Genomic DNA, 23,857 nt, shown 5'->3' with positions numbered 1-23,857 from the left:
CGCTTTCCACGGCATCTACACCTCCCGCAGAACAAAAGCGGAAAGTGTAACCCATGTGTCCGGTACGAACTGTCACCTATGTCTCGGGTCGCTCAGGCAGAATCCGAGATCTGTGCGTTCCTTCACCTGACACGCGACGGTGGCCTCATGCCGCCCCGAATCCGGTTGGCGGAGCACGAGGGAACCTGATTCAGCGAAAATCAGCTTTCACCTGCGAAACGACGGCCAGGACGTGATCTCCACTCAGTGGGCGGAAACCCATGCCCTCGCCTCGCGCTGGGCGGCCGAGATATCGGCGTCCGACATCTGCCCGGCGACTTCCTGGCGCAGCGTCACGGCGTCCTTGCGGCCCTTGAGCGCGGCGAGGTTGAACCATTTGTGCGCGGCGACGAGATCGACGAGACCGGAGCGTCCGCTCGCCCAATAGAGGCCGCGCTCGAACAGCACGTCCGACAGCGCGTCTGCGTCGATCGGCGTCGCGGTCTCCAGATCGAAAGTACCCTGAAACATAACGCATCCCCTTTTTTTGTGCCGTCCCGTCCCCCGAGCGCGGCTCCCGTCCAATCAACTGTTCAACTCATCCCCGAGGCTTCTTGCCCGTGCCGTTTGCCGGCTTGTTGGAGGTAATGATGGCGGGCAAATTTGAATGGCAGTTTAAACATCGCGATGAAGCAGACGTAAACGCGTCCGCCCCAGGGGCGTGCGACAAATGCAAGAAGTCCCAGTTTTGCAGGCACTTCTGCAATTCGTCAGATTCGGTTTACCTTGGGATTTTGGGAGAACGATAACCATTGCACACGGTGACGTCGGTTCTGCGGCGTCCCCGCCCGCTGTCGTCACCAGTATTCCAGAGACAGCAATGGTCCCACGGGAAGCTGCGGCGTCCTGGATCGCCCGATCGGAGCCGGGCGATGACGCCGCGAATGGACCAGCGGCGCGCGAACAGCGAGCAATTGCGCCGCAGCCTCCCTGCTCGAGCAGGGCGCGCATATGAAGAAACATATGGCTGGAAGCTCGACTGCGGCCATCCTTCGAGACGCCCGCCTGCGGCGGACCCTCAGGATGAGGGATGAGGATGCGGCAGCAGCAACGCAGATGGGTGCAGCTGAGCCTCATCCTGAGGAGGCCGCGAAGCGGTCGTCTCGAAGGACGAGGCGCTCGCTCAGGCGCCGCTGAGACCTCATATGCGAACCCGCCTGGTCAAGGGCAGAACGGCCACGCCGCGGTCAGATCAACAATGTCGGGATATGGGAATGCCGGCAATACCCCGGCCTCATGAGAACGAGGGCGTCGGCGAACACGTCAGGACCAGCTTCCACGTTGGCCCGAAGGCCACTTGTGAAATTGCGGAGCCCCTTACGGAGAACCGCACGAACGAAGAAAACTTGTTTCTTCTGCCGGACCGGCCTTTGGCGAGCGAACCCGCGAAAGAGAACGATCCGACCGTTGACCTGATGTCTCGCCGACACCCTCTATCGTCGACCAGAACCTTTTGAGAGGCGCTGATGACGTGCCGGCTCTCTAGGAGCCGGCAACTTCAAAAAGCGAAGTTACTTCTTCTTGGCGACCTTGCGGGTCTTCTTCGCAGTCTTCTTCACTGCGCTCTTCGCCTTCTTCGCCTTCTTTGCCTTCTTAGCTTTCTTGGCCATGTTGCCCTCCGATGTGTGAGATGGCTTAATCGCTGCATGCAGTCGGGGATCGAGTGCACACTCATCCCGAATACACCAACACAACGAAAAAAACAGCGTCTCGCTTAAAGAAGTGTTGACGACGCAACGCGCCTGCGCTTGGCGAACGCGATGCAAGCGGTCTGCATGACGTGTGCTTGCGATCGCGGAGAGTGCCCGCAGCATCGACCTTTGCGAGAGATGCGATTGCAGAAAAACGCTATGCAGAAAGTATTTTTTTGCGCGCGCGCATCGCGCGCGATCGTTGCAATGATGCATCCTGCCGATCGCGCGAGCGCCTCGCGAAGGCGTTTCGCGGACTCTGAGTCGCGACTTTTGGCAACGAAAATATTTTCATGATTAACGGCGCGAACGCTCGTCAGAGCGCGTGCAAGTCGCCGTTTTGCGCGAATCGCGTGACGGCGATTCGGTCGGCGTATCGCGTTCGATCGGGATGAAGTTCGTCGCAGAGGATGCGCGCGAGCGTCGCATCGCGAACCGAAGCGAGGTGACGACGCCTGTCCGTCACCTCGTTCGAACGCGCGAGGTCAGATGCCGAGCTTGGACTTGAGCAGCTCGTTGACGCTCTGCGGGTTGGCCTTGCCGCCGGATGCCTTCATCACCTGGCCGACGAACCAGCCGAGTGACTGCGGCTTGTCCTTGACCTGCGCCGCCTTGTCGGGATTGGCCGCGATGATGTCGTCGACAACCTTTTCGATCGCCGAAAGATCCGTGACCTGCTTCATGCCGCGGCTTTCAACCAGCGCGCGGGGATCGCCGCCCTCCTGCCAGACGATCTCGAACAGATCCTTGGCGATCTTGCCGGAGATCGTGCCCTCGCCGATCAGGTCGATGATCCCTGAGAGCTGTGCGGCATCGACCGGAGAGTCCGTAATATCCCGGCCTTCCTTGTTGAGACGACCGAACAACTCGTTGATCACCCAGTTCGCGGCGACCTTGCCATCGCGCGCGCGGTTGGCGAGCTTCTCCAGCACGGTCTCGTAGAACACCGCGCTCTCGCGCTCGGCGACCAGCACGCTGGCGTCGTAGGCCGACAGGCCGAGATCCGCGACGAAGCGCGTCTTCTTCTGGTCTGGCAGCTCGGGCAGCTCAGCCTTCAGCTCGTCGACGAAGCTTTGCGAAAATTCCAGCGGCAGCAGGTCGGGATCGGGGAAGTAGCGATAGTCGTGCGCCTCTTCCTTGGACCGCATCGACCGCGTCTCGCCCTTGTTGGGGTCGTAGAGCCGGGTCTCCTGGTCGATCGCGCCGCCGTCCTCGAGGATTTCGATCTGGCGCTTGGCCTCGTATTCGATCGCCTGGCCGATGAAGGTGATCGAGTTCATGTTCTTGATCTCGCAGCGGGTGCCGAGCGGCGCGCCCGGCTTGCGCACGGAGACGTTGACGTCGGCGCGCAAGGATCCCTTCTCCATGTCGCCGTCGCAGGTGCCGAGATAGCGCAGGATCGAGCGCAGCTTGGTCACATAGGCCTTGGCCTGCTCGGCGTCGCGGATGTCGGGCTTCGAGACGATCTCCATCAGCGCCACGCCGCAGCGGTTGAGATCGACATAGGACATGGTCGGCGACTGATCGTGCAGCAATTTGCCGGCGTCCTGCTCCAGATGCAGCCGCTCGATGCCGATCGTGGCGGTCTTGCCTCCGTCCAGTTCGACCACGACCTCGCCTTCGCCGACGATCGGCGACTTGTACTGGCTGATCTGGTAGCCCTGCGGCGAGTCTGGATAGAAATAGTTCTTGCGGTCGAACACCGAGCGCAGATTGATCTGCGCGTTCAGCCCGAGTCCGGTCCGGACAGCCTGCCTGACGCATTCCTCGTTGATGACGGGCAGCATACCCGGCATCGCCGCGTCGACCAGCGACACATGCGAGTTCGGTTCGCCGCCGAACGCGGTGGAGGCGCCGGAGAACAGCTTCGCGTTCGACGTCACCTGAGCGTGGACCTCCAGGCCGATGACCATCTCCCAGTCACCGGTTGAGCCCTTGAGAAGCTTGTGGGGTGCGGCAGGTGCGTTCATGGCTTGACTGGTTCCTTTACTGGTCCCTTGACCGCTCGCGCTTCACCGGCTTCGAGGAGCCCGTTGAGCGACCGAAGCACATCGGCCGGCTGGCGCAACGCGATCTCGCGGCGGCCCATCACCTCGATCTCTCCGAACAGCGCGTCGACCTCCGGCGAGGAGGCGAACACGAAGCCGTCGAACGACGTGCTCTGCTCCTCGAAATCGCTGGAGATCTCAACGCGGTAGCCGTGCGCCTTGAGACGATCGACGACCTCGTCATGGAGGGCCTGCGAATGGGTTGCGATGAAGAGATAATCGACGCGGCGCTTGGCGAGCACGCTCTCCGCGCCTTGCAGCATCTCGACCTCGAAGGGCTGGATATCGGCATGCAAGATGTCGAGATGCTTAATCTTCCTGTCCCTGAAGAAGGCGTCGACCTCGAATTTGCCCTTGCCGACGAAGGCCTTCACGAATTCGGCCCGCAGTCCGTTGCGCGCGAAATTATCCTGACCGGTCTTCAGGCAAGCGGGATCCGGCTCGACCAGGATGACCTCTGCCTTGGGCCGCGCCTTCTTGAGCCACATCGAATAGTGGCCCCAATAGGCGCCGAGCTCGATCATCGAGGGCGCCTCGCCCAGCCGCTTCAGCAATTCCTGGAAGACATATTCTTCCAGCGGCTCGTGGACGCCGCGATTGATGATGAGCACACTGCTGAAGGGGCCGTAATAGGCTCCGGGCCCGATGCCCGGAACCTTCAGGCCGTTATGCAGATAGACCTGGTCGCCTTCGACGAGGCCTGCCATCGGGACGCGCTCGATCAGGAGGTTGAGCGGATCGGAAACGATCTCGCGAAAACGGCCGAATAAATCCTCCGGCTTCGCTTTCGGACCCGTGAAACCAGGCTCGCTCATGCGGATGCACTCCCACCCAGCGTATCGGCGATGCGCTGCCATTCTGCTTCAAGCGAATCCGTGGCCACGGGCTGGCCAGCCTGGCGGTACCAATAGCCGGCATTGCCGAGGTCGCCCTCGACCCGGTGCAGATAGGCGTGCACCCAGGCGGCCTCGCGGCTGCTCTCGTCCTGGACGATCTTGTGCGCCTGGTCCCAGTCGCCTTTGGCGGCCCACCACAGTGCGGCGAGCGGAGCGCTGAGATCCGGCAGCGGCGCGACGCCGTCGAGGCTGGCGATATACGCCGCCATGTTCACCACCATTTCGCCGGCGTGAAGCGGCCGGCGGCCTGCTCGATCACCTCGCCGAGCGAGAACAGCGTCTCCTCGTCGAAGGGACGGCCGATCAGCTGCAGGCCGAGCGGCAGGCCCTGCGCGTCCTTGCCGGCGGGCACGGCGATGCCCGGCAGGCCCGCCATGTTCACGGTCACCGTGAAGATGTCGTTGAGGTACATCTCGACCGGGTCCGCGCCGCCCTTCTCGCCGATGCCGAAAGCCGCCGATGGCGTCGCCGGCGTCAGGATCGCGTCGACGCCCTTGGCGAAGCAATCCTCAAAGTCCTTCTTGATCAGCGTGCGCACCTTCTGGGCGCGCAAATAGTAAGCGTCGTAATAGCCGGCCGAGAGCACATAGGTGCCGATCATGACGCGGCGCTTCACCTCGGCGCCAAAACCATCTGCGCGGGTGTTCTCGTAGAGCTCGTTGATGTTCCGGCCCTGCTCGCGCAGGCCGTAACGCACGCCGTCGTAGCGCGCGAGGTTGGAGGACGCCTCCGCCGGCGCCACGATGTAATAAGCCGGCAACGCGTATTTGGTGTGTGGCAGCGACACTTCGACGAGTTCGGCGCCTGCCGCTTTCAGCCAGGCCGCGCCCGCCTCCCAAAGCTTTTCGATCTCGGCCGGCATGCCGTCGAGCCGGTATTCCTTGGGAATGCCGATCTTCATGCCCTTCACGGACTTGCCGATCGCGGCCTCGTAGTCCGGCACAGCCATGTCGACCGAGGTCGTGTCCTTCGGATCGTGGCCGGCCATCGAGCGCAGCAGCATCGCGGCATCCCGCGTGCTGCGCGCGATCGGACCGGCCTGGTCGAGCGAGGAGGCAAAGGCGACGATGCCCCAGCGCGAGCAGCGGCCATAGGTCGGCTTGATGCCGACCGTTGCGGTGAACGCCGCCGGCTGGCGGATCGAACCGCCGGTGTCGGTCGCGGTGGCGCCCATGCAGAGCAACGCGGCCACGGCGGAGGCCGAGCCGCCAGACGAGCCGCCCGGCACCAGCGTCGCGTTGCTTCCGTCGCGCCGCCAGGGATTGCCGACCGGGCCGAAGCACGAGGTCTCGTTCGACGAGCCCATCGCGAACTCGTCATTGTTGAGCTTGCCCAGCATCACCGCGCCGTCGCGCCACAGCTGCGAGGTGATGGTGGACTCGTAAGTCGGCACGAAATTGCCGAGGATTTTCGAGCACGCCGTGGTGCGCACGCCCTTGGTCGCGAACAGGTCCTTGATGCCGAGCGGAATGCCGGCGAGCGGCCCCGCATCGCCCTTCCCGATCCTGGCGTCCGCCTCGCGTGCCATGGTTCGCGCCTGGTCCGGCGTCTCCATGACGAAAGCATTGAGCACGCGCGCGGCTTCGATCGCGTTCAGATGCGCGTCGGTCAGCTCGAGGGACGTGAAAGTCTTGGCCGCGAGGCCCTTGCGGGCCTCGGCGAGCGTCAGCGATGTCAAATCGGTCATTTATTGATCGGGCTGCAGAAGAACGGAGACAGGGACTTGTCGTTGGCCGGGTCGTCTTTTTTGGCGGACGCTTTGGCCGCCGCCTCGATCTCGTCGAGCACGGCATTCACGGCGACATTGGGGTCGGCGGCCTTGCCCTGCCGCTCCATCTTGTCGAGATAGTTCATATAGGCCTGATAGGCCTTCTCGTCGTCGCAAAGCATGCACATCGGACCACGTCCTAAGACTCTTTAGTTTGACGCGTTTTCTTTACGCGAACCGGCTTCCACTTCGCTCGAAAACGCTATGCAAGTTACTCGACGACCTTCGGCACCAGAAAGAAGTGGCCTTCGGTCGCGGGCGCGTTGGCAACGATATCGTCGGCGACCTCGCCGTCATTGACCAAATCCTGCCGCTTCTTCATCTGCATCGGGGTGACCGAGGTCATGGGCTCCACACCCTCGACATTGACCTCCGAGAGCTGCTCGACAAAGGCGAGCATGGCGTTGAGCTCGCCCTGCAGATGCGGAACCTCGCCCTCGGAAACCGCAATGCGCGCCAGATGCGCGATGCGGCGGACAGTAGCGGCGTCGACGGACATTATATAAGGCCTCTCACGGCAAAAACCTATGTGCCGTATAGCAGAGGCCGCTTTTGCGCCGCAACCGGCGGCGGGGACCTATCCGGCGAGAGCTTTCATGCGAGCCAGGGCCGTTTTGGCGAGATCCCGGGTCAATTCGGCTGCCGGGACCTCGCGGCCGAGGGCGATCGCCTGTCCGGCCCAGAGATTGGTGAAATCTACCCTGCCCTGCTTTTCGGCAGCCGCCTTCAGCGGTCCGAGCGCGGTTGCGGCATGGGGAAATGGCGGCGCGTCCGGCGAAATCGGGCCGGCCTCGCGCATCAGGCGGTTCTGGACGCCACGCGCCGGCCGCCCCGTCATGACATTGGTGATAACGGTGGAATCATCCCGCCCCTCGGCGAGCGCCGCCCGTGCCGCTGCACTGACTTTGGATTCCGGACAGCGCAGATAGGCACTCCCGATCTGCACGCCGGCCGCGCCGAGCGCGAAGGCGGCTGCAATGCCGCGGCCATCCGCAACGCCGCCGGCCGCAATCACCGGGACCTTCACCGCGTCGACCACCTGCGGCACCAGCGCGAAGGTGCCGGGCTGTTCCGAGATCTTGTCGGTCAGGAACATGCCACGATGACCGCCGGCCTCCGCGCCTTGTGCGATCACCGCGTCAGCGCCGTGCTGCTCGAGCCAGATCGCTTCCCTCACCGTGGTCGCCGAGGAGATGACGAGACATCCTGCCGCTTTGACCCGCTTGAGCAGCGCGGCCTCCGGCAGGCCGAAGTGGAAGCTGACGATCTCGGGCTTCAGCTCCTCCACGACCTCGCAGAAGCCGGCGTCGAACGGCGCGCGGTTCGCGGCATTGATGGGTGCGGCAGGATCGAGGCCATGCTCATTGTAGTAGCCCGCGAGGCGCTGCTTCCAGCGCGCCTCCGCCTCGGCTGTGAGCTCGACCGGTGTGTGGCAGAAGAAATTCATGTTCACCGGCGCGGAGACGCGCTGGCGGATGATGTTGACCTGCTCGCGCGCCTTCTCGGGCGACAGCATCGCGCTCGGCAGCGAGCCGAGCCCCCCGCCTTGCGCAACGGCGATCACCAGCTCCGCGTCCATCACGCCGGCCATCGGCGCCAGCACGATCGGGAATTCGGTCTTGAAGAGATCGATCAGTCGACGGTTCGGCCACATGGTTGTTCTCTCGCAGTTTAGGCGGACACGCTGGAATTTCGCCGGCCGGTTAGCAGTTGCTCGGCCTCGGTCGCAATCCGTTCGACGATTTCGGCGGCGGACGGAATATCATGGATCAGGCCGACAGCCTCGCCGGCAAAGACCGCGGCGACCTCGAAATTGCCCGCGGCCTTTGCCGCGGCATATTCGACGGTCACCTCGGCGGCGCGCTGCATCAGCTCGATCTCGCGGCCCGTCCAGCGCCTGATATGATCGTTGACCAGCGTTCGCGCGGTGAACGGGGTCGGCCAGAACAGGCTGCGCGACCAGTCGACGATGACGCCGCGCACCGTGTCATTGGGATCAGCGTCGCGAATGCGCTGCTTGGCTTCCTCCGCGCCATTGGCCTCCACGCTGGCATAGAAGCGCGTGCCGATCAGCACGCCGGAGGCGCCCAGCATCATCATTGCGGCCAGCCCGCGACCATCGGCAATTCCGCCGGCGGCAACCACCGGCACCCGCCCGGCCGCGAGATCGACGATCGCAGGTACGATATCGACGGTGGTGCGCGATGCGCCGTGGCCGCCGGCTTCGGTACCCTGCGCGATCAGGATGTCCGCACCGGCGTCGAGCGCCTGCTTCGCCATGTCCTCGCTCTGCACCTGGCAGATCAAGCGCACCCCGCACGTCCTGATGCGCGCTGCAAATGGCGCGGGATCGCCGAATGACAGCATGATCGCTTGCGGATTGGCGTCGAGTGCGATGTCGAGAAGTCTTGGTTTTTTTGCGAGGCTCCAGGTGATGAAGCCGATACCGAACGAAGCAGAGCCGCTCAGTTGCCTGGTCTCGGCCTCGAGCCGCTCCTGATCGCCGTAGCCACCACCCAGGATCCCGAAGCCGCCGGCCTCGCTGACCGCCCGCGTCAGCCGGCTGCCGGCGATCGTGTCCATTGGAGCCAGCAGGATCGGATGTTTGATCCCCAGGAGCTGGGTCAGCGGCGTGATGATCGGCATGGCTCCTCCGCTCTCGACACGAACATTAGTCCAGAATACCATTCTCTAAAATTGAATTCTAACGAACGCTACCATCTCAAAAGAGAAACGATATTATGGAACTCAGCGACATCCAGACCTTCGCTGCCGTCGCCCGCACCGGCGGCATCACCCGCGCGGCCGAAGAGCTCAACACGGTGCAGTCGAACGTGACCCAGCGCGTGAAGGCGCTGGAGGCGGAGATCGGTACACCGCTGTTCGAACGCCATAGCCGCGGCATGACCCTGACCGGCGCGGGCAAAAGGCTGTTGCCTTACGCGCAACGGATGTCCGCACTCGCGCGCGAGGCCGTGCTCGCGGCCTGCGACGACGGCGAGCCCAAGGGACCGCTCGCGATTGGCTCGATGGAAACGACCGCGGCGGTGCGGCTGCCGCCGCTGCTGGCCGATTTTCATCGCCGCTTTCCCGCCGTCCGGCTGAGCCTGCGCACCGCGCCCACCGCCGACCTCGTCGCTTGCGTGCTCGAAGGCACGCTCGACGGCGCCTTCGTCGCAGGTCCGATCGCGCATGCCGATCTCACCGCGACAAGCGCGTTCCGCGAAGAGCTGGTGCTGGTCAGTGCGCGGCGCTGGGCCACGCTCGCCGAGTTGCGTGCCGGCACGCCGGAATCCGGCCCGACCGCGCTGACGTTCCGCACTGGCTGCACCTACCGGCAGCGGCTGGAGCAGATCTTTGTCGAGTTCGGCTGGCCGTCAGCCGCACGCTTCGAGCTCGGCACGCTCGACGGCATGATCGGCTGTGTCGCCGCCGACATGGGTGTGACGCTGCTGCCGCGCGCCGTGGTCGAACGCAGCGCGATCAATGGCAGCGTGTCGATGCACGCGCTGAGCCATTCGCACGCGCAAGTCGAGACGCTCTTCATCCAGCGTCGTGCCGGACATCAAACCAGCGCGCTGAACGGGTTTTCCGCCTGCCTGAAGCAGGACGATGACGTCATCGCGGCCTGAGACCCCAGCGCCGCAGTGGCCCAGATCGCCTCGATCAGCCCGAACGGCCAGGCCCCTTGCAGGAAGCCGTAAGCCGAACCGGGCACGCAGAACATGGCGAACAGCAGCACGAACCAGTGGCTGCGGTCTTCCAGGGCGTAAGTGACCAGCATCGCCGTCACGGCGAACATGCGATCCCGGCAGCCCCCGCAACTCGGTCTCCTCGACAATTCGTTCGACCCATAGTAGGGCAAGGCCATGGATTGGCGGCTTAAAGCACTTGCGTTCCGTGCGCTCGATCTCCCCGGCGGGGCTCAGGCGCACTACTTCTTGCAGCGCCACGTCACGCGGAACTGGCCTCGCCGAGATGCTACGCTTGATGCTCTTGCCGGAATCGCCCGGCGCGTTGTAGCGGACTACAGTGCCGTGAGCGATGCCCTTCCTGGATCGGTCTTGGAAATTCGGCGCCGGACGCGATCTGGCCGTTCCTATCGCCCTCAGGGCGCTTGGCGTGCGGAAGATCATCGCGTGCGACGTCGAGCGGCTGGCGAAGCTAGATCTGATCCGGCATGCAGGAAGCAGGCTCGGCGGCAAGTTCGAGACTTGGGATGACCTTGCGCGGTCGGGGATTGAGTATCGGGCCCCGTACTATGTGAACGACGACGGAACGAAAGTGGATTGCTCCTGCTCGAACGAGGTTCTGGAGCACGTGCCGGCAGACCAGCTTGTAACCCTTCTCAAGGGATTGCGCGCCGTCACCAATGGCCTCACGACGCATTCAATCGACTATAGCGACCATTATGCCAGGTCGGACAAGTCAGTTTCGAGACTGAACTTCCTCCGCTATTCGGATGAACAGTGGCGACCGTTCAACAGTGGCAAGCAGTACGTCAATCGGCTGCGCCACAGCGACTATTTGCGACTATTCCGCGAGGCAGGATTCCAGATACGGGAAGAGAGCTCGGTGATTGGTGAGCCGCCGCCGGGCTTAGAGGTTGCAGAGCAATTCAGGCGCTATGAGCCGCCCGATCTATTCGCAATTAAGGGGCGCATCGTCGCCGTCTGAGCCGCCTTTCGTGCGGCTTTTCCATGTTGTAGCACCGTAGCGCGACGCGTGATATGCGCTAGTCCCATGCCGGCTCTTATCCTGCCTCTCGTCGATGCTGCAACCCACTGGCCGGAACGCGGCGGCTTGGTCGGCCTTGATCTGGGTACCAAGACCATTGGCGTTGCCGTGTCCAATCCGGACCGCCGGTTGGCGACCGGCGTCGAGACCATCCAGCGCAAGGCGTTCAAGCAGGATGCCGCCCGGCTGCTCGCGATTGCCAGTGAACGCAAGGCCGTCGGCTTCGTGCTCGGCCTGCCCATCAACATGGACGGCAGCGAAGGCCCGCGCGCGCAATCGACCCGGGCGTTTGCCCGCAACCTCGCCGGCCTGACCGCGCTGCCGATCGGCCTCTGGGATGAGCGTCTATCGACTGCCGCGGTCGAGCGCGAATTGATCGGCATGGACGTCAGCCGCGCCAAGCGCGCCGAAGTGATCGACGAGCACGCCGCGATCTTCATCCTGCAAGGCGCGCTCGACCGCCTCGCCAATCTGCGCGCAGCCCCGGGGCCTGACTGATCCATGGCCGTCGTGATCGCGGCGCTCCTCCCCGTCTTTATCCTGATCGTGCTCGGCGTGGTGCTGAAGCGCACGCTGATGCGGCTCGATACGCAATGGAACGGGCTGGAGCGGCTGACCTATTTCGTGCTGTTTCCGATGCTGCTGATCCAGACGCTGGTGAAGGCCGACCTGTCGAAGGTGCCGGTGGCCGGCGTCGGCGGCGCGCTGCTGCTCTCGGCGCTCGCGATGTCGCTGCTCTGCCTCGCGCTCCGTCCGGCCCTGTCGCGGCTCGATATCGACGGCCCCGCCTTCACCTCGATCTTCCAGGGCGCGATCCGCTGGCAGACCTATGTGGCGCTGTCCGTCTCCGCCAATATGTTCGGCGAGGTCGGGCTGGCGCTCGCCTCCGTCGCGATGGTGGCGATCATTCCGCTGGTCAACGTCCTCAGCGTCGCGGTGCTCGCCCACTACGCCGCGCCGAAGAAGCAATCCGCGCGCACCGTTGTCATGACGGTTGTCCGCAATCCCCTGATCTGGGCCTGCGTGATCGGCCTCGTCATCAACGTCGTCCATCTGCCGCTGCCGAAGATCTGGCATGAGGTGGCAGACGCACTTGGCCGCTCCTCGCTCGCCATCGGCCTGCTCGTCACCGGCGCCGGCCTGCATCTTGAAGGCCTGCTGCGCCCCAGCACGGGCGCCGCTATCGGCGTGGTGTTCAAGCTGGTGCTGATGCCCGTGATCGCGCTGGTGCTCGCCGTCTGGTTCGGACTGTCCGGCGACAGTCTCGCGATCGTCGCGATCTGCGCCGCGGTGCCGACCTCGACCAGCGCCTATGTGCTGGCCCGCCAGATGGGCGGCGATGCCCCGCTGCTGGCGCAGATCATCACGCTGCAGACGATTTTGGCGGCGATCACGATGCCGATCGCGATCGCGCTGGTGGCCTAACTCCCCAACCACATCGTCAGCACCACCGCCGTCAGATTGTTCAGCGCATGCAGCACGATCGTGAGCCACAGTGAGTTGCTGCGATAGCGCATGTAGCCGAACCAGAGGCCGATGGAGAAGACCTCGGCGAGGAAGTACAGGTCGTATTGCAGGTGCACGACGGTCCACACCAGCGACGACAGGATGATGGCGCCGGGGACGCGCAGGAAGCTCGCCGACCAGCCGCGATAGAGAAAGCCGCGGGCGAGGACCTCTTCGGACATCGGCGCCGCGACGCTGAAGGCGAACAGCAGCATCGCGGCGGCGCCCTTGTCGCGGCCGGATTTCAACAGATCGGTCATGAAGCCCGGCGTCGCCTCGCGGCCGAGACTCCGCGACATCGTCTCCCAGGCCACCACGATCAGAATCAGCCCGACGGCGCCGAACAGGAGTTGCTTCCATGACGGCCAATACAACGCGAGATAGTCGACGAAGGACGCCTTCTTGATGCGGATGGCCAGCCACACGGCGGCCAGCGTCGCCGGCAGGCCCATCGTGACCGAAAACGCGAGCGACGCCGGCTCGCCACCGACGTGCTGCAGTGATGCGAGGTCGATAGGGTCGCGGGCGACCCAGACCAGATAGACGATGGCCCCGATCTGCCCGACGAACATGGCTGCGAAGATAGCGATGCCCCACAGCGCCGTGCCCCAGAATTTCCAGACCCGCGGCGCCGGCGTCTCGATGAGCGGAGGATGATCGGGATTGAGGGAGTCCATTAAAGCGCTTTCGTTTGAGAGGCTCACGGCAGCGCCCGCTCCAGCAGCGCGCGCACATCGCCGCTCTCGAGCTCGACCGCGCCGTACATGCTGGCGTGATTGGCGGCGAGGCGTGTGGCGGAGAACAGTTCGGCTTGGCGCGGCGACACGCCGTTGAGCGCGGCGGCGGCCGCAAGCAGCGCCAGCTTCTCGACCGCAAGGCGGGCAACGCGCTCGCCGTCCGCGCGCCGGAAGGTCTTGCCGATGAACGAGACGGCATCACCTGCCCCTGGCAGACCGTTCGTTTCGGCAGCAAGCGCTTGCAGCACCGCCATCGCCGCCTCCGGCTCGCGCAACAGCGCGCGCAGCACGTCGAGGCACATCACGTTGCCCGAGCCCTCCCAGATGGCGTTGACGGGAGCCTCCCGGTAGTGGCGCGCCAGAATGCCGTCCTCGACATAGCCGTTGCCGCCGAGGCATTCCATGGCTTCGTAGAGGAACGGCGGCGCGCTCTTGCAGGTCCAGTATTTGATCGCAGGCGTCAGCAGCCGCATGTAGGCGGCCTCCGCCGGATCGTACGGCGTCCGATCGAAGGCGCGACAGAGCCGCATCACCACCGCCGTGCTCGCCTCCACATGCAGCGCCATGTCCGAGAGTACCGCTTGCATCAGCGGCTGATCGGCGAGACGTTTCTGGAACACGCTGCGGTGCCGGGCGTGATGCAACGCGTGGGCGAGCCCCGAGCGCATCAAGCCGACCGAGGCGATCGCGCAATCCTGCCGCGTCAGTTGCACCATCTGGATGATGGTGCGGATGCCCTTGCCCTCGTCGCCGACGGCTTCCGCATAGGCACCGACGAACTCGACTTCGGACGACGCATTGGAGCGGTTGCCGAGCTTGTCCTTCAGCCGCTGGAACTGGATCGCGTTCACCGACCCATCCGGCGCGAAGCGCGGCATGAAGAAACAGGTCAGTCCCTGGTCTGCCTGGGCCAGCACCAGGAAGGCGTCGCACATCGGCGCCGACATGAACCATTTGTGGCCGGTGATGCGGTAGGCGCCTCCGTCGCGCACCGCGCGCGTCATGTTGGCGCGCACGTCGGTGCCGCCCTGCTTCTCGGTCATGCCCATGCCGAGCGTCATACCGCGCTTCTCCCACCACGGCGCAAAGCTGGGATCGTAGCTTTTCGTCGACAGCACCGGCATCACCCTGGCGAGCAGATCAGGCTGCATCGCCAGCGCTGCGACAGAGGCGCGCGTCATCGTGATCGGGCAGAGATGGCCGGTCTCGACCTGCGAGGCCATGTAGAATTTTGCCGCGCGGATGACCTCCGCGGCATCGCCCGCGGGTCTTCCATCCGCGGTCCACGTCGAATTGTGCACGCCGGCACGGTCGCTGTGGGCCATCAGTTCATGATAGGCCGGATGAAACTCGACCTGGTCGCGCCGATTGCCCTTGGCATCGAAGGTGCGCAGCTTCGGCGTGTTCTCGTTCGCGACGCGCCCCCGATCGGCCATCGCAGCCGAGCCCCAATGCTTGCCGAACTCCGAGAGCTCCCGTTCCGCGGCCGCACCGCCATTGGTCCTGACCGCCGCGACCAGCGGCTGGTCCGCGGCGAACAGATCGACGTCCTCGAACGGCGGTGACTGGTTGAAGACCTCGTGGGTCGCGAAGCTGGGCTGGGTCATCTCGTGTCCTCGGCGCGGAATCAGTTCCGCCGCGGCTGGATCGGGAAATCATAGGCCGCCCCTCCCGCCCCCGGCAGTGAAAAGTGCCACCACTCCTTCGCATAGTTCACAAAGCCTTGCCTCGCCATCGCAGCCACCAGCCGCTTGCGCCAGGCGCGCTGATCCGGACTGATCGTCGGCCCGGCGGTGTGCCCTTTCACGTCGGTGCAGTCATAGCCGGTGCCCATGTCGACGCTGCCCTCCGGCAGTCGCGCCTCGACCGGCGCCGTGCAATCAGCGTAGGCCTTTGACGGGTCGTATTTGCCTGAATTGTCCGCCTTGAGATCGACCAGCGTGAGATCGAGCGCCGCCCCCGTCGAATGCTGCGAGCGGCTTGCGATGTAGCCGAGGCGGAACAGCTCGGTCTTGGGAATTTTGGGATTGTAGCGCCGCTCGGCGGCCGTCTCGTGGCCGTTCTGCGACCACCTGACCATGTCGAGCGAGGCCCGCGCCGGCCGGTAGCAGTCGAACATCTTCAGGGAGAGATTTTGCGCCGCCAGTTCCTGCTGCACCGCTTTCAGCCGCAGGCCAACCTCCCGCTTCACCACGCATTCGCCCGCGCCGTAGCCGGCGAGCGGACGGCCGACGAAATTGTTCGAGGTGGCGTAGCGGATGTCCTGGATGATGCTGGGATCGATGTCGTGCAAATAGACGAAACCGCCCGGGAGCGATTGGGCGTGAACGTATGAGGTCGACAGAATTGCAACAAGCGCAGTCAGAATCGATTTGGCCAAAAGCGTTCGAACTCCCCCAGTCTCGGACGCGAGCACAAGAGCGAACTCGAAGTCACGTGGCTCGATCGCGCGAACGCTGGCGTCATTGAACCGATGAAACTTGACCAATTCGGCGAACCACGCTGCGTTTCGCTCGATCTGGCCTACGGCTGCGGCGAGAGATGCCTCGGTAGAGGTTCTGAAGCCTTTACCCGCATGCCTTTATCGGCTTTCTGGATCGCACGCTCCGCCTCGCCCAGGGCCGAGAGAATGTCCTCGTCAACGTGGGTTGAACCGACGATCTCCGGCTTGCGATCCACCCAGAGTTTCTTCGCCAGCCATCCCGTAAGCACGGCACCTACCGTGACCCCTACCGGGAAAAGCAAGGCGATCACTTGGTTGGTGGTCATCGGAGACCTCCCAGGAAAACGTGTCCAGCCAAGTGTACGGCGAAACCGAACACGACGCAAACCGCACCGATCCCAATCAATAGACCGTTGTCCGTGCCTGGCGGCAGAATGTTGAAGATGAACTGAGCCGCGGGCACGAAGGTTCCGGCCGTCATGATGGCTGCAGCCAATGTATTGAGCCAGTTGGCAAATGAGCTTGAGGTGTTCGTTGCGGATATCGTCGGACGTCATTGATTGCGTATCCAGCTCGCTTTTGGATTGCTGAACATATCCGAGAAAGCCAAAAGATGTAGGGCCTCAGGATCGAAATACAGGGCCATCCTGCTTGGGCCATAACTGCCTCGGCAGGTCACCGGCGTGCGATGGCACTCCGGATTTGCCGATTGCGCTGCTCTTGCTTCGCCTCGCCTTGGACTGACGACGAGGTACAGATCGGGGGATAACTCCCCGCCCCGGCATTGGCCCTTGCCCCCCCGGTCATCCCCGCCTATAGCTCTCGCTTTAATGACATCGAAATCGACCTTCGTCCTCGGTCACCGGCATTTGCTGGGCATCGAGGGCCTTTCCGCGGCCGACATCACCGGCCTCCTCGACCTGTCCGAAGAATATGTCGAGCTCAACCGCCAGGTTGACAAGAAGCGCACCGTCCTGCGTGGACGGACGCAGGTAAACCTCTTCTTCGAGGCCTCCACCCGGACCCAATCCTCGTTCGAGCTCGCCGGCAAACGGCTGGGCGCCGACGTCATGAACATGTCGGTGTCCTCCTCGTCCATCAAAAAGGGCGAGACGCTGGTCGACACCGCCATGACGCTCAACGCCATGCACCCGGATATCCTGGTGGTGCGCCATCACGCCTCCGGCGCGGTGGAACTGCTGGCCCGCAAGGTCGACGGTTCCGTGATCAATGCCGGCGACGGCGCGCATGAGCATCCGACTCAAGCGCTGCTCGACGCGCTGACCATCCGCCGCAACAAGGGCCGGCTCGAGGGCCTCGTGGTCGCAATCTGCGGCGACGTGCTGCATTCGCGCGTCGCCCGCTCCAACATCATCCTGCTCAACGCGATGGGCGCCCGCGTCCGCGTCGTCGGCCCCTCCACGCTGCTGCCGCCCGGCATCGAGCGGATGGGCGTCGAGGTCGCGCGCGACATGCGCGAGGGGCTCAACGGCGCCGACATCGTCATGATGTTGCGGCTCCAGCGCGAGCGCATGAACGGCTCCTTCGTGCCGTCGACCTCCGAGTATTTCCATTATTTCGGGCTGGACCAGAAGAAGCTCGCCTACGCCAAGCCAGACGCCCTCGTCATGCATCCCGGCCCCATGAACCGCGGCGTCGAGATCGACACTGCGGTCGCTGACGGCGCGCAGTCCCTGATCCGCGAACAGGTGGAAATGGGCGTGGCCGTGCGCATGGCGGTGCTGGAAGCGCTCGCCCGCAACCTGCCGAACGCGTGATGCTCATGTTGACCGACCGCCGACCCATCCTGCTCGCCAATGCCCGCGTCGTCGACCCCTCCCGGGATTTCGATGGCCCCGGCGACGTCCTGATTGCCGACGGCATCATCCGCGAGACCCGCCGCGGCATTGGCGCTGCCGGCGTCCCCGAGGGCACCGATGTCGTCAACTGCGCCGGCAAGATCGTCGCACCCGGCCTGATCGACATGCGCGCCTTCGTCGGCGAGCCCGGCTTCAGCCATCGCGAGACCTTTGCCTCCGCGAGCCAGGCGGCTGCGACCGGCGGCATCACCACCATCATCTGCCAGCCTGATACCTTGCCGGTGATCGACAACTCGGCGACCGTCGACTTCGTGATGCGTCGCGCCCGTGACACCGCGATCGTCAACATCCAGCCGATGGCGGCGCTGACGAAGGGCATGCACGGCGAGGAGATGACCGAGTTCGGCCTCCTCAAGGCAGCCGGCGCGATCGCCTTCAGCGACTGCGACAAAAGCGTGATCAATGCGCAGGTGATGCGCCGCGCCTTGACCTACGCGCGCGATTTCGACGCGCTGATCGTGCACTACACCGAGGATCGCGATCTCGTCGGCGAAGGCGTGATGAACGAGGGCGAATTCGCCTCGAGGCTCGGCCTGATGGGCATCCCGAACGCGGCGGAGGCCGTGATGCTGGAGCGCGACATGCGCCTGGTCGCGCTGACAGGCGGCCGCTATCACGCGGCCTCGCTGACCTGCATCGAGTCGCTCGACGTGCTCAAGCGCGCCCGCGACGCCGGCCTCGCCGTGACCGCCTCGGCCTCGATCAACCACCTTGCGCTGAACGAGAACGACATCGGCCCTTACCGTTCGTTCCTGAAGCTGTCGCCGCCGCTGCGCACCGAGGACGACCGCCGCGCGCTGGTCGCCGCCGTCGCCTCCGGCCTCGTCGACGTCATCATGTCCGACCACAATCCGCAGGACGTCGAGGTCAAGCGCCTGCCCTTCGCGGAAGCAGCCCCCGGCGCCATCGGGCTCGAGACCATGCTCCCGGCGGGCCTGCGCCTCGTGCACAATGACGAGTTGGACCTCAAGACGCTGATCCGGGCGATGTCGACCCGGCCGGCCGAGATTTTGGGATTGCCTGGCGGAACCCTGCGCACAGGCAGCCCCGCCGACGTCATCGTGATCGACCCCGATGTGCCCTGGGTGGTCGATCCCGCCGATCTCAAATCGCCCTGCAAGAACACGCCTTTCGACGAGGCCCGCTTTACAGGCCGCGTGGTGCGCACCATTGTCGGCGGACGGACCGTGTACGAGCATGTCTGACGTGCGGAGCTGCAGCCAGGGAATTTGCAGACATGACGCTTGAATTGTTCCTGCCGGTGGCTTTCGTCATTGGCTACCTGCTCGGCTCGATTCCGTTCGGGTTGATCCTGACGAAACTCGGCGGCACACAGGATATCCGCTCGATCGGCTCCGGCAGCATCGGCGCCACCAACGTGCTGCGCACGGGGCGCAAGGGCCTTGCCGCCGCGACCCTGCTGTTCGATGCGCTCAAGGGCACCGTGGCGGTGGTAATCGCCGGCTACATCGCCGGTCCCAATGCCGCGATGCTGGCCGGGCTCGGTGCCTTCCTCGGCCATCTCTTCCCGGTCTGGCTCAAATTCCGCGGCGGCAAGGGTGTCGCCGTCTATATCGGCATCATGCTCGGGCTGTTCTGGCCGGCCGCACTGGTGTTCTGCCTGCTCTGGTTGGCGACCGCCTTTACCGCCCGCTATTCCTCGCTCTCGGCCCTGGTGGCCTCGTTCATCACCCCGCTGTTCCTGTTGTGGTTCGGCCAGCCCGCACTCGCCGCACTGGCGGCGGTGCTGACGCTGCTGCTGTTCTACGCTCATCGCGAGAACATCAAGCGGCTGCAATCGGGCAAGGAAAGCCGGATCGGCGAGAAGGCATAAGCCGGGAAACCACGGATACCGCGGCACCCCTTCTGCATTATATCGCAAATGGTGTTCGCAACTTGCAGCCGAATCACGGCTGTATGGACGAACGGGTTCCAGGCCTTGGCCCTGATCGTGGGCATGGCTCTACGCGGTTGCTCAGAATGAGCGAGAAGATTGTCAGCGCGCAAGAGGATGGCGATTTGCGAGGTGCTACCTGCACCGCGGCAAGCCGGCTGCTCTCGACGACGAATATCTGGTCTAGTGCGCCCTCGCCGGTTCCTGCTCCCAAGCCTGTGCCCGTTTCGCCACCGACGCCGCAGCCTGCTCGCATCGCGCAAGCTCCTCTGACTGTCGAGGCCGTGACCGCAGCGGCGCCAGTTGCGTCCGCGCGGCCCCGCGCCAACCCATGGCCGCCGCAAAAATTGTCGCTAGCGCTCCAGGGCGGCGGCACCTTCGCCGCTTTCACTTGGGGCGTGCTAGAGCGGCTGCTGGAAGAGCCACCGATCGCGATCGACACCATCAGCGGCGCCAGTGCCGGCGCGATCAACGCGCTGCTGCTCGCTTCCGGTTTCGCCGAGGGCGGCCGCGAAGGCGCGCGCGCGCGGCTGAACCGATTCTGGATCCGGCTGATGCACGAGGCCTCGTTCCGATCGCTGATGCTGATCGGCGGTTTCTCGCCGGCGGGAAGCTCGGTCGCGTTCGGCCCGACGCTACGCTCCGGCCAGTTCGATCCGTTCGATCTCGATCCGCTGCGGCAGGCGCTGTCGCGCGACATCAACTTTTCCGCCTTGCGCGACCCCAGCTGCCCTAAGCTTCTGATCGCGGCGACCCGGATCCGCGATGGGCAGCAGCAGATCTTCCGCAATGACGCCATCACGGCCGACGTCGCGCTGGCCTCGACCTGCCCACCCTTGGTTCATTGCGCGGTGGAGATCGACGGCGAGGCTTATTGGGACGGCGGCCTCGGCGGCAATCCGCCCCTGCTGCGGCTCGTGCAGGACACGACGAGCACCGAAATCCTGCTGGTCCAGGTCACGCCAGCGCGTGACAGCTACGTGCCGATCACGCTCGCCGCGATCGACCGCAGGCTGGACCAGATCGCGGCCAACGCCGCCCTCAATGCCGAGATCGCGGCGATGGAATGGGCGCAATCGCAGGCCGCATCGTCGCTGCGGCTCTCCAGGATCGCCGCGGAAGATTTCGTCGACGGCCTGGCGCAGCGCTCGTCCACCGATCTCGGCCGCGGTTTCATTCGCGCGCTTCACCGCAGCGGCCGCGAGGCCGCCGGGCGCTGGCTCAAGCAAGGTACCGACCACAGCGCAGCGCCGGCCGCATCCGGCCAGCGCATCGTTGCCCTCGAACCTGCCTAGCCTGATCTCGCCAGCGCCTGCTCCAGGAACCACGCCGTCGCCAGCGCATGCGCGTCGTTGCCGAAGCGCGCGATCACCTGCACGCCGATCGGCAGGCCATTGGCCTTGAGCACCGGCACGTTGACGCAAGGGTTGCCCATCAGCGTCCAGAGCCGGTTGTAGCGGGGGTCGCCGGTGCTCGCGAGCTCCTTGGCCGGCGGCGTGCCCGGCGCCGAATAGGTCAGCAGCACGTCGAACCCCTCGAACAACTCGCCAAGCTCGCGGCGACCGCGGCGGCTGACCCGGCGTGCGTCGTCATAGTCCTTGGGTGTGAGACCGACCGTCGCATCGAGACTGGCGCGCAGCATCGGCGCGATCTCGTCGTGCCGTTCGGAAAATTCCCAGGCGAGCGCGCGATGCGCCTCGAAGTCCTGAATAATCGGATGGATGCGCCAGGCCTCCTGCACCGCTTCCGGCAGATCGATAGTCTGCACGCTGGCGCCGGCCCGCGTCGCCGCCTTGATCGCGGCTTGCAGCCCCTCCTCGGCGGCCGGCTCCACGTCGCCAGCGAACTCCTGCCTGATAACGCCGATGCGCGGCGCCTTCGCCGGGACGATGCCGGCGAATTCGGTGCGGCCGGTCATCGCCAGCAGTCCGCGCGCGAGATCTTCCGCGCGCGCGCCGAACAGGCCGACCGTGTCGAGCGCCCACGAATAGCATTTGACGCCGACCGTCGGCAGCATCCGGAACGACGGCTTGATCGCGGCGGTGCCGCAATAGGCCGCAGGCCGGATCACCGAGCCGCCGGTCTGGGTGCCCAGTGCCAGCGGGATCATGCCCGCACCGACGGCCGCGGCCGAGCCCGAGGACGAGCCGCCTGGCGTATGGCCGAGATTGTGCGGATTGAGCGTCGGGGTCGGATCGCGCGAGGCGAACGCCGTGGTCGTGGTCTTGCCGATGATTGTGGCGCCTGCCCGCTTCAGCATCATCACCACAGGCGCGTCCGCGCGCGGCTGCCAGCCGCGATACATCGATGATCCCATCTCGGTCGGAAAATCGGCGGTGTCGATGATGTCCTTGATCCCGACCGCGATGCCGCGCAGCGGCCCGGCGCCTTGCGCCTTCGCCAACTTGTCGTGACGGACGAACGCGTGGACCTCCTGCTCCCTGGCCTCGATGGCCGCATGCGATTGCGCGATGGCGGCCTCGGGCGAAAGCTCGCCCGCTTCGATGCGGCGCTGGACGTCGGCGAGTGAGATCATGGCAATACCCTTCTTATTGGGATCGCTTTTAGCATCGGGGCAAGGCCGCGCAAGCGTGCGCAGCTGTTGCCCACGCCCTCAGGTTGTTCCATGCTGCGCCTGCAAGGAGCTGCCGGGACGCCATCAATCCCAGCGTAGAGCTGACCGAGGCCGACAGGATCGACCGCCTGCGGCTGATCCGGTCCGACAATGTCGGGCCGCGCACTTTCCGCTCGCTGGTCGATCATTTCGGCACGGCGCGCGCGGCGCTGGAGCGGCTGCCGGATCTCGCACGCCGCGGCGGTGCGCAGCGATCTGCGCGCATCTGTAGCGCCGAGGAGGCGAAGGCCGAGCTCGCCGCGAGCCGCAAGTTTGGAATTGCCTGGCTCGCGCCCGGCGAGGACGGCTATCCGGCGCGGCTGGCAACGCTCGACGATGCGCCGCCGCTGCTCGCCGTGCGCGGCGACAATGCCACGCTGATGCGGCCGATGATCGCGATCGTCGGCTCGCGCAACGCCTCTGGTGCAGGCTTGAAATTCGCCGGTCAGCTCGCCCGCGAGCTCGGCGAGGCCGGCTTTGTCGTCATCTCCGGCCTCGCCCGCGGCGTCGACCAGGCCGCGCACCGCGCCAGCGTCGAGAGCGGCACCATCGCCGTGCTCGCCGGCGGACATGACTGCATCTATCCGCCGGAGCATGGCGATTTGCTCGCAGCGATCCTCGACCGCAAGGGTGCTGCGATCTCCGAGATGCCGCTCGGCCACGAGCCGCGCGCCCGCGACTTCCCCCGCCGCAACCGGCTGATCTCGGGCGCCGCGCTTGGTGTGGTCGTGGTGGAGGCGGCGCACCGCTCGGGCTCGCTGATCACCGCGCGCATGGCGGCCGAACAAGGGCGCGAAGTGTTCGCGGTGCCGGGCTCGCCGCTCGATCCGCGCGCCGCCGGCACCAACGATCTGATCAAGCAGGGTGCGACGCTCGTCACCGAAGCCGCCGACGTCGTCAACGCGGTCGCGCCGATCATGGAGCGGCCGCTGATGCGCAGCGCGAGCGAGCCCGACAGCGAGCCGTTCGAAAGCGATCCGCAAGGACACGACCGCGACCAGATCACCGGCCTGCTCGGCCCTGCCCCTGTCACGATCGACGATCTCGTGCGGATGTCCGGCGCCTCGCCTGCCATCGTGCGCACCGTGCTCTTGGAACTCGAGCTCGCCGGCCGGCTCGAACGCCACGGCGGTGGCTTGGTCTCGCTGCTTTAAGAAGTATTCCGCTTGTCGAAGCGCGTGCGCGCCGAGGCGATCTGCTCCTGATGCGTGATCGCCCATTCGCCGAGTGCCTTCACCGGCTGTTGCAATCCGCGGCCAAGATCGGTCAGCTCGTAATCCACGCGCGGCGGAATGGTCGGGAAGATCGTGCGCGTGACCAGGCCGTCACGCTCGAGCCCGCGCAGCGTCAGGGTCAGCATCCGCTGCGAGATGCCGTTGATCATGCGCTTGAGCTCGTTGAAGCGCTTGGGCCCATCGCTCAGCATCATGATGACGAACACGCTCCATTTGTCGCCGACGCGCGCGAGGATCGAGGCGACGCCACGGCAGTCGGCGTGGTCGCGATCCGGCATCGGTGTGGCAGGCAAATCGATGTGCGCAGGTTTCAGGGATGTGCCCATGGCTCAAAAAGGTGCGTTCTTGCGGGGATTTCGATAGTCACTC

Annotated in this window: 25 protein-coding genes; 9 read left to right on the top strand and 16 right to left on the bottom strand. The window is 65.0% G+C overall.

Going from position 1 to position 23,857, the window contains the following annotated elements:
- Nucleotides 1-243: 243 nt before the first annotated feature.
- The 9 genes from ABIB90_RS30105 to ABIB90_RS30065 form a co-directional block, all read right to left on the bottom strand.
- The gene (locus ABIB90_RS30105; RefSeq protein WP_007603354.1) at nucleotides 244-510 is read right to left on the bottom strand and encodes a hypothetical protein; all 267 of its coding nucleotides are present in this window, start codon (nucleotides 508-510) and stop codon (nucleotides 244-246) included.
- A 1,705-nt stretch (nucleotides 511-2,215) separates the two neighbouring features.
- Nucleotides 2,216-3,700, bottom strand: coding sequence for an Asp-tRNA(Asn)/Glu-tRNA(Gln) amidotransferase subunit GatB (gatB, locus tag ABIB90_RS30100; RefSeq protein WP_354158326.1), 1,485 nt, complete (start codon nucleotides 3,698-3,700; stop codon nucleotides 2,216-2,218).
- On the bottom strand, nucleotides 3,697-4,593 hold the full coding sequence (locus tag ABIB90_RS30095) for a class I SAM-dependent methyltransferase (RefSeq protein WP_354158328.1): 897 nt from the start codon (nucleotides 4,591-4,593) through the stop codon (nucleotides 3,697-3,699). The genes gatB and ABIB90_RS30095 overlap by 4 nt, the downstream gene beginning before the upstream one ends.
- Nucleotides 4,590-4,895, bottom strand: coding sequence for a hypothetical protein (locus ABIB90_RS30090; RefSeq protein ID WP_354158330.1), 306 nt, complete (start codon nucleotides 4,893-4,895; stop codon nucleotides 4,590-4,592). The genes ABIB90_RS30095 and ABIB90_RS30090 overlap by 4 nt, the downstream gene beginning before the upstream one ends.
- Complete coding sequence (gene gatA, locus ABIB90_RS30085; RefSeq protein WP_354158332.1) at nucleotides 4,886-6,361, bottom strand: Asp-tRNA(Asn)/Glu-tRNA(Gln) amidotransferase subunit GatA; 1,476 nt, start codon at nucleotides 6,359-6,361, stop codon at nucleotides 4,886-4,888. The genes ABIB90_RS30090 and gatA overlap by 10 nt, the downstream gene beginning before the upstream one ends.
- Complete coding sequence (locus tag ABIB90_RS30080; protein WP_007603337.1) at nucleotides 6,358-6,570, bottom strand: hypothetical protein; 213 nt, start codon at nucleotides 6,568-6,570, stop codon at nucleotides 6,358-6,360. The genes gatA and ABIB90_RS30080 overlap by 4 nt, the downstream gene beginning before the upstream one ends.
- Nucleotides 6,571-6,653: 83 nt before the next feature.
- Entirely contained in the window at nucleotides 6,654-6,941 is a 288-nt protein-coding gene (gene gatC, locus ABIB90_RS30075; protein ID WP_354158335.1) for an Asp-tRNA(Asn)/Glu-tRNA(Gln) amidotransferase subunit GatC, read from the bottom strand.
- Between the two features lie 78 nt (nucleotides 6,942-7,019).
- On the bottom strand, nucleotides 7,020-8,096 hold the full coding sequence (locus tag ABIB90_RS30070) for an NAD(P)H-dependent flavin oxidoreductase (protein WP_354158337.1): 1,077 nt from the start codon (nucleotides 8,094-8,096) through the stop codon (nucleotides 7,020-7,022).
- Nucleotides 8,097-8,113: 17 nt separating this feature from the next.
- Nucleotides 8,114-9,088, bottom strand: a complete 975-nt coding sequence (locus ABIB90_RS30065) for an NAD(P)H-dependent flavin oxidoreductase (protein ID WP_354158339.1) — start codon at nucleotides 9,086-9,088, stop codon at nucleotides 8,114-8,116.
- A 95-nt stretch (nucleotides 9,089-9,183) separates the two neighbouring features.
- On the opposite strand from ABIB90_RS30065, the gene ABIB90_RS30060 reads away from it, so the two are divergent.
- The gene (locus tag ABIB90_RS30060) at nucleotides 9,184-10,074 is read left to right on the top strand and encodes a LysR family transcriptional regulator (RefSeq protein ID WP_354158341.1); all 891 of its coding nucleotides are present in this window, start codon (nucleotides 9,184-9,186) and stop codon (nucleotides 10,072-10,074) included.
- Here ABIB90_RS30060 and ABIB90_RS30055 read toward each other — a convergent pair.
- The gene (locus ABIB90_RS30055) at nucleotides 10,008-10,244 is read right to left on the bottom strand and encodes a hypothetical protein (RefSeq protein ID WP_502916941.1); all 237 of its coding nucleotides are present in this window, start codon (nucleotides 10,242-10,244) and stop codon (nucleotides 10,008-10,010) included. The two genes, ABIB90_RS30060 and ABIB90_RS30055, sit on opposite strands and share 67 nt — an antisense overlap.
- Nucleotides 10,245-10,564: 320 nt before the next feature.
- Here ABIB90_RS30055 and ABIB90_RS30050 point away from each other — a divergent pair, with 320 nt between their 5' ends.
- The 3 genes from ABIB90_RS30050 (at nucleotide 10,565) to ABIB90_RS30040 (ending at nucleotide 12,604) form a co-directional block, all read left to right on the top strand.
- Nucleotides 10,565-11,119, top strand: a complete 555-nt coding sequence (locus tag ABIB90_RS30050) for a hypothetical protein (RefSeq protein ID WP_354158343.1) — start codon at nucleotides 10,565-10,567, stop codon at nucleotides 11,117-11,119.
- 66 nt (nucleotides 11,120-11,185) lie between these two features.
- Nucleotides 11,186-11,677, top strand: coding sequence for a Holliday junction resolvase RuvX (ruvX, locus tag ABIB90_RS30045; RefSeq protein ID WP_007603328.1), 492 nt, complete (start codon nucleotides 11,186-11,188; stop codon nucleotides 11,675-11,677).
- Between the two features lie 3 nt (nucleotides 11,678-11,680).
- Nucleotides 11,681-12,604, top strand: a complete 924-nt coding sequence (locus ABIB90_RS30040) for an AEC family transporter (protein WP_354158345.1) — start codon at nucleotides 11,681-11,683, stop codon at nucleotides 12,602-12,604.
- On the opposite strand, the gene ABIB90_RS30035 is transcribed toward ABIB90_RS30040, so the two are convergent.
- The 4 genes from ABIB90_RS30035 to ABIB90_RS30020 form a co-directional block, all read right to left on the bottom strand.
- Nucleotides 12,601-13,362: a CPBP family intramembrane glutamic endopeptidase gene (locus tag ABIB90_RS30035; RefSeq protein ID WP_354158347.1), complete on the bottom strand. Its 762-nt coding sequence runs from the start codon at nucleotides 13,360-13,362 to the stop codon at nucleotides 12,601-12,603. The two genes, ABIB90_RS30040 and ABIB90_RS30035, sit on opposite strands and share 4 nt — an antisense overlap.
- 23 nt (nucleotides 13,363-13,385) lie before the next feature.
- Entirely contained in the window at nucleotides 13,386-15,029 is a 1,644-nt protein-coding gene (locus tag ABIB90_RS30030; RefSeq protein WP_354158349.1) for an acyl-CoA dehydrogenase family protein, read from the bottom strand.
- A gap of 20 nt (nucleotides 15,030-15,049) precedes the next feature.
- Nucleotides 15,050-15,802, bottom strand: a complete 753-nt coding sequence (locus ABIB90_RS30025) for a M15 family metallopeptidase (protein ID WP_051058558.1) — start codon at nucleotides 15,800-15,802, stop codon at nucleotides 15,050-15,052.
- Nucleotides 15,803-15,945: 143 nt separating this feature from the next.
- The gene (locus ABIB90_RS30020; protein ID WP_354158351.1) at nucleotides 15,946-16,191 is read right to left on the bottom strand and encodes a hypothetical protein; all 246 of its coding nucleotides are present in this window, start codon (nucleotides 16,189-16,191) and stop codon (nucleotides 15,946-15,948) included.
- 504 nt (nucleotides 16,192-16,695) lie between these two features.
- Here ABIB90_RS30020 and ABIB90_RS30015 point away from each other — a divergent pair.
- From ABIB90_RS30015 to ABIB90_RS30000, 4 genes are all read left to right on the top strand, one after another.
- Nucleotides 16,696-17,643: an aspartate carbamoyltransferase catalytic subunit gene (locus tag ABIB90_RS30015; RefSeq protein ID WP_007603315.1), complete on the top strand. Its 948-nt coding sequence runs from the start codon at nucleotides 16,696-16,698 to the stop codon at nucleotides 17,641-17,643.
- On the top strand, nucleotides 17,643-18,950 hold the full coding sequence (locus ABIB90_RS30010) for a dihydroorotase (RefSeq protein ID WP_007603314.1): 1,308 nt from the start codon (nucleotides 17,643-17,645) through the stop codon (nucleotides 18,948-18,950). Before ABIB90_RS30015 ends, ABIB90_RS30010 begins: the two co-directional genes overlap by 1 nt.
- 32 nt (nucleotides 18,951-18,982) lie before the next feature.
- Nucleotides 18,983-19,579, top strand: a complete 597-nt coding sequence (plsY, locus tag ABIB90_RS30005) for a glycerol-3-phosphate 1-O-acyltransferase PlsY (RefSeq protein ID WP_007603313.1) — start codon at nucleotides 18,983-18,985, stop codon at nucleotides 19,577-19,579.
- A 146-nt stretch (nucleotides 19,580-19,725) separates the two neighbouring features.
- Complete coding sequence (locus ABIB90_RS30000; protein ID WP_354201891.1) at nucleotides 19,726-20,934, top strand: patatin-like phospholipase family protein; 1,209 nt, start codon at nucleotides 19,726-19,728, stop codon at nucleotides 20,932-20,934.
- Here ABIB90_RS30000 and ABIB90_RS29995 read toward each other — a convergent pair.
- Entirely contained in the window at nucleotides 20,931-22,175 is a 1,245-nt protein-coding gene (locus ABIB90_RS29995) for an amidase (RefSeq protein WP_354158356.1), read from the bottom strand. The two genes, ABIB90_RS30000 and ABIB90_RS29995, sit on opposite strands and share 4 nt — an antisense overlap.
- A gap of 83 nt (nucleotides 22,176-22,258) precedes the next feature.
- Here ABIB90_RS29995 and dprA point away from each other — a divergent pair, with 83 nt between their 5' ends.
- Nucleotides 22,259-23,407, top strand: coding sequence for a DNA-processing protein DprA (dprA, locus tag ABIB90_RS29990; RefSeq protein WP_354158358.1), 1,149 nt, complete (start codon nucleotides 22,259-22,261; stop codon nucleotides 23,405-23,407).
- On the opposite strand, the gene ABIB90_RS29985 is transcribed toward dprA, so the two are convergent.
- Entirely contained in the window at nucleotides 23,404-23,814 is a 411-nt protein-coding gene (locus tag ABIB90_RS29985) for a winged helix-turn-helix transcriptional regulator (RefSeq protein WP_354158360.1), read from the bottom strand. The genes dprA and ABIB90_RS29985 overlap by 4 nt on opposite strands.
- Nucleotides 23,815-23,857: the final 43 nt, after the last annotated feature.

This window comes from Bradyrhizobium sp. JR4.1 (genome assembly GCF_040548605.1).
Classification (GTDB): Bacteria; Pseudomonadota; Alphaproteobacteria; order Rhizobiales; family Xanthobacteraceae; genus Bradyrhizobium; species Bradyrhizobium canariense.
Note: the sequence above shows the minus strand (reverse complement) of the source record. Positions and strands in the feature narration are given on the sequence as shown.

Bases quoted from the DNA above. Each gene is read 5' to 3' on its own strand.
- ABIB90_RS30090 (WP_354158330.1), bottom strand. From the start codon at position 4,895: ATGGTGGTGAACATGGCGGCGTATATCGCCAGCCTCGACGGCGTCGCG.
- ABIB90_RS29995 (WP_354158356.1), bottom strand. From the start codon at position 22,175: ATGATCTCACTCGCCGACGTCCAGCGCCGCATCGAAGCGGGCGAGCTT.
- gatC (WP_354158335.1), bottom strand. From the start codon at position 6,941: ATGTCCGTCGACGCCGCTACTGTCCGCCGCATCGCGCATCTGGCGCGC.
- ABIB90_RS30000 (WP_354201891.1), top strand. From the start codon at position 19,726: ATGAGCGAGAAGATTGTCAGCGCGCAAGAGGATGGCGATTTGCGAGGT.
- ABIB90_RS30055 (WP_502916941.1), bottom strand. From the start codon at position 10,244: ATGTTCGCCGTGACGGCGATGCTGGTCACTTACGCCCTGGAAGACCGC.
- ABIB90_RS30010 (WP_007603314.1), top strand. From the start codon at position 17,643: ATGCTCATGTTGACCGACCGCCGACCCATCCTGCTCGCCAATGCCCGC.
- ABIB90_RS29985 (WP_354158360.1), bottom strand. From the start codon at position 23,814: ATGGGCACATCCCTGAAACCTGCGCACATCGATTTGCCTGCCACACCG.
- ABIB90_RS30040 (WP_354158345.1), top strand. From the start codon at position 11,681: ATGGCCGTCGTGATCGCGGCGCTCCTCCCCGTCTTTATCCTGATCGTG.
- ABIB90_RS30065 (WP_354158339.1), bottom strand. From the start codon at position 9,088: ATGCCGATCATCACGCCGCTGACCCAGCTCCTGGGGATCAAACATCCG.
- plsY (WP_007603313.1), top strand. From the start codon at position 18,983: ATGACGCTTGAATTGTTCCTGCCGGTGGCTTTCGTCATTGGCTACCTG.
- ABIB90_RS30035 (WP_354158347.1), bottom strand. From the start codon at position 13,362: ATGGACTCCCTCAATCCCGATCATCCTCCGCTCATCGAGACGCCGGCG.
- gatA (WP_354158332.1), bottom strand. From the start codon at position 6,361: ATGACCGATTTGACATCGCTGACGCTCGCCGAGGCCCGCAAGGGCCTC.
- ABIB90_RS30070 (WP_354158337.1), bottom strand. From the start codon at position 8,096: ATGTGGCCGAACCGTCGACTGATCGATCTCTTCAAGACCGAATTCCCG.
- ABIB90_RS30095 (WP_354158328.1), bottom strand. From the start codon at position 4,593: ATGAGCGAGCCTGGTTTCACGGGTCCGAAAGCGAAGCCGGAGGATTTA.
- ABIB90_RS30020 (WP_354158351.1), bottom strand. From the start codon at position 16,191: ATGACCACCAACCAAGTGATCGCCTTGCTTTTCCCGGTAGGGGTCACG.
- ABIB90_RS30060 (WP_354158341.1), top strand. From the start codon at position 9,184: ATGGAACTCAGCGACATCCAGACCTTCGCTGCCGTCGCCCGCACCGGC.
- ABIB90_RS30015 (WP_007603315.1), top strand. From the start codon at position 16,696: ATGACATCGAAATCGACCTTCGTCCTCGGTCACCGGCATTTGCTGGGC.
- ABIB90_RS30105 (WP_007603354.1), bottom strand. From the start codon at position 510: ATGTTTCAGGGTACTTTCGATCTGGAGACCGCGACGCCGATCGACGCA.
- gatB (WP_354158326.1), bottom strand. From the start codon at position 3,700: ATGAACGCACCTGCCGCACCCCACAAGCTTCTCAAGGGCTCAACCGGT.
- ruvX (WP_007603328.1), top strand. From the start codon at position 11,186: ATGCCGGCTCTTATCCTGCCTCTCGTCGATGCTGCAACCCACTGGCCG.
- ABIB90_RS30080 (WP_007603337.1), bottom strand. From the start codon at position 6,570: ATGTGCATGCTTTGCGACGACGAGAAGGCCTATCAGGCCTATATGAAC.
- ABIB90_RS30030 (WP_354158349.1), bottom strand. From the start codon at position 15,029: ATGACCCAGCCCAGCTTCGCGACCCACGAGGTCTTCAACCAGTCACCG.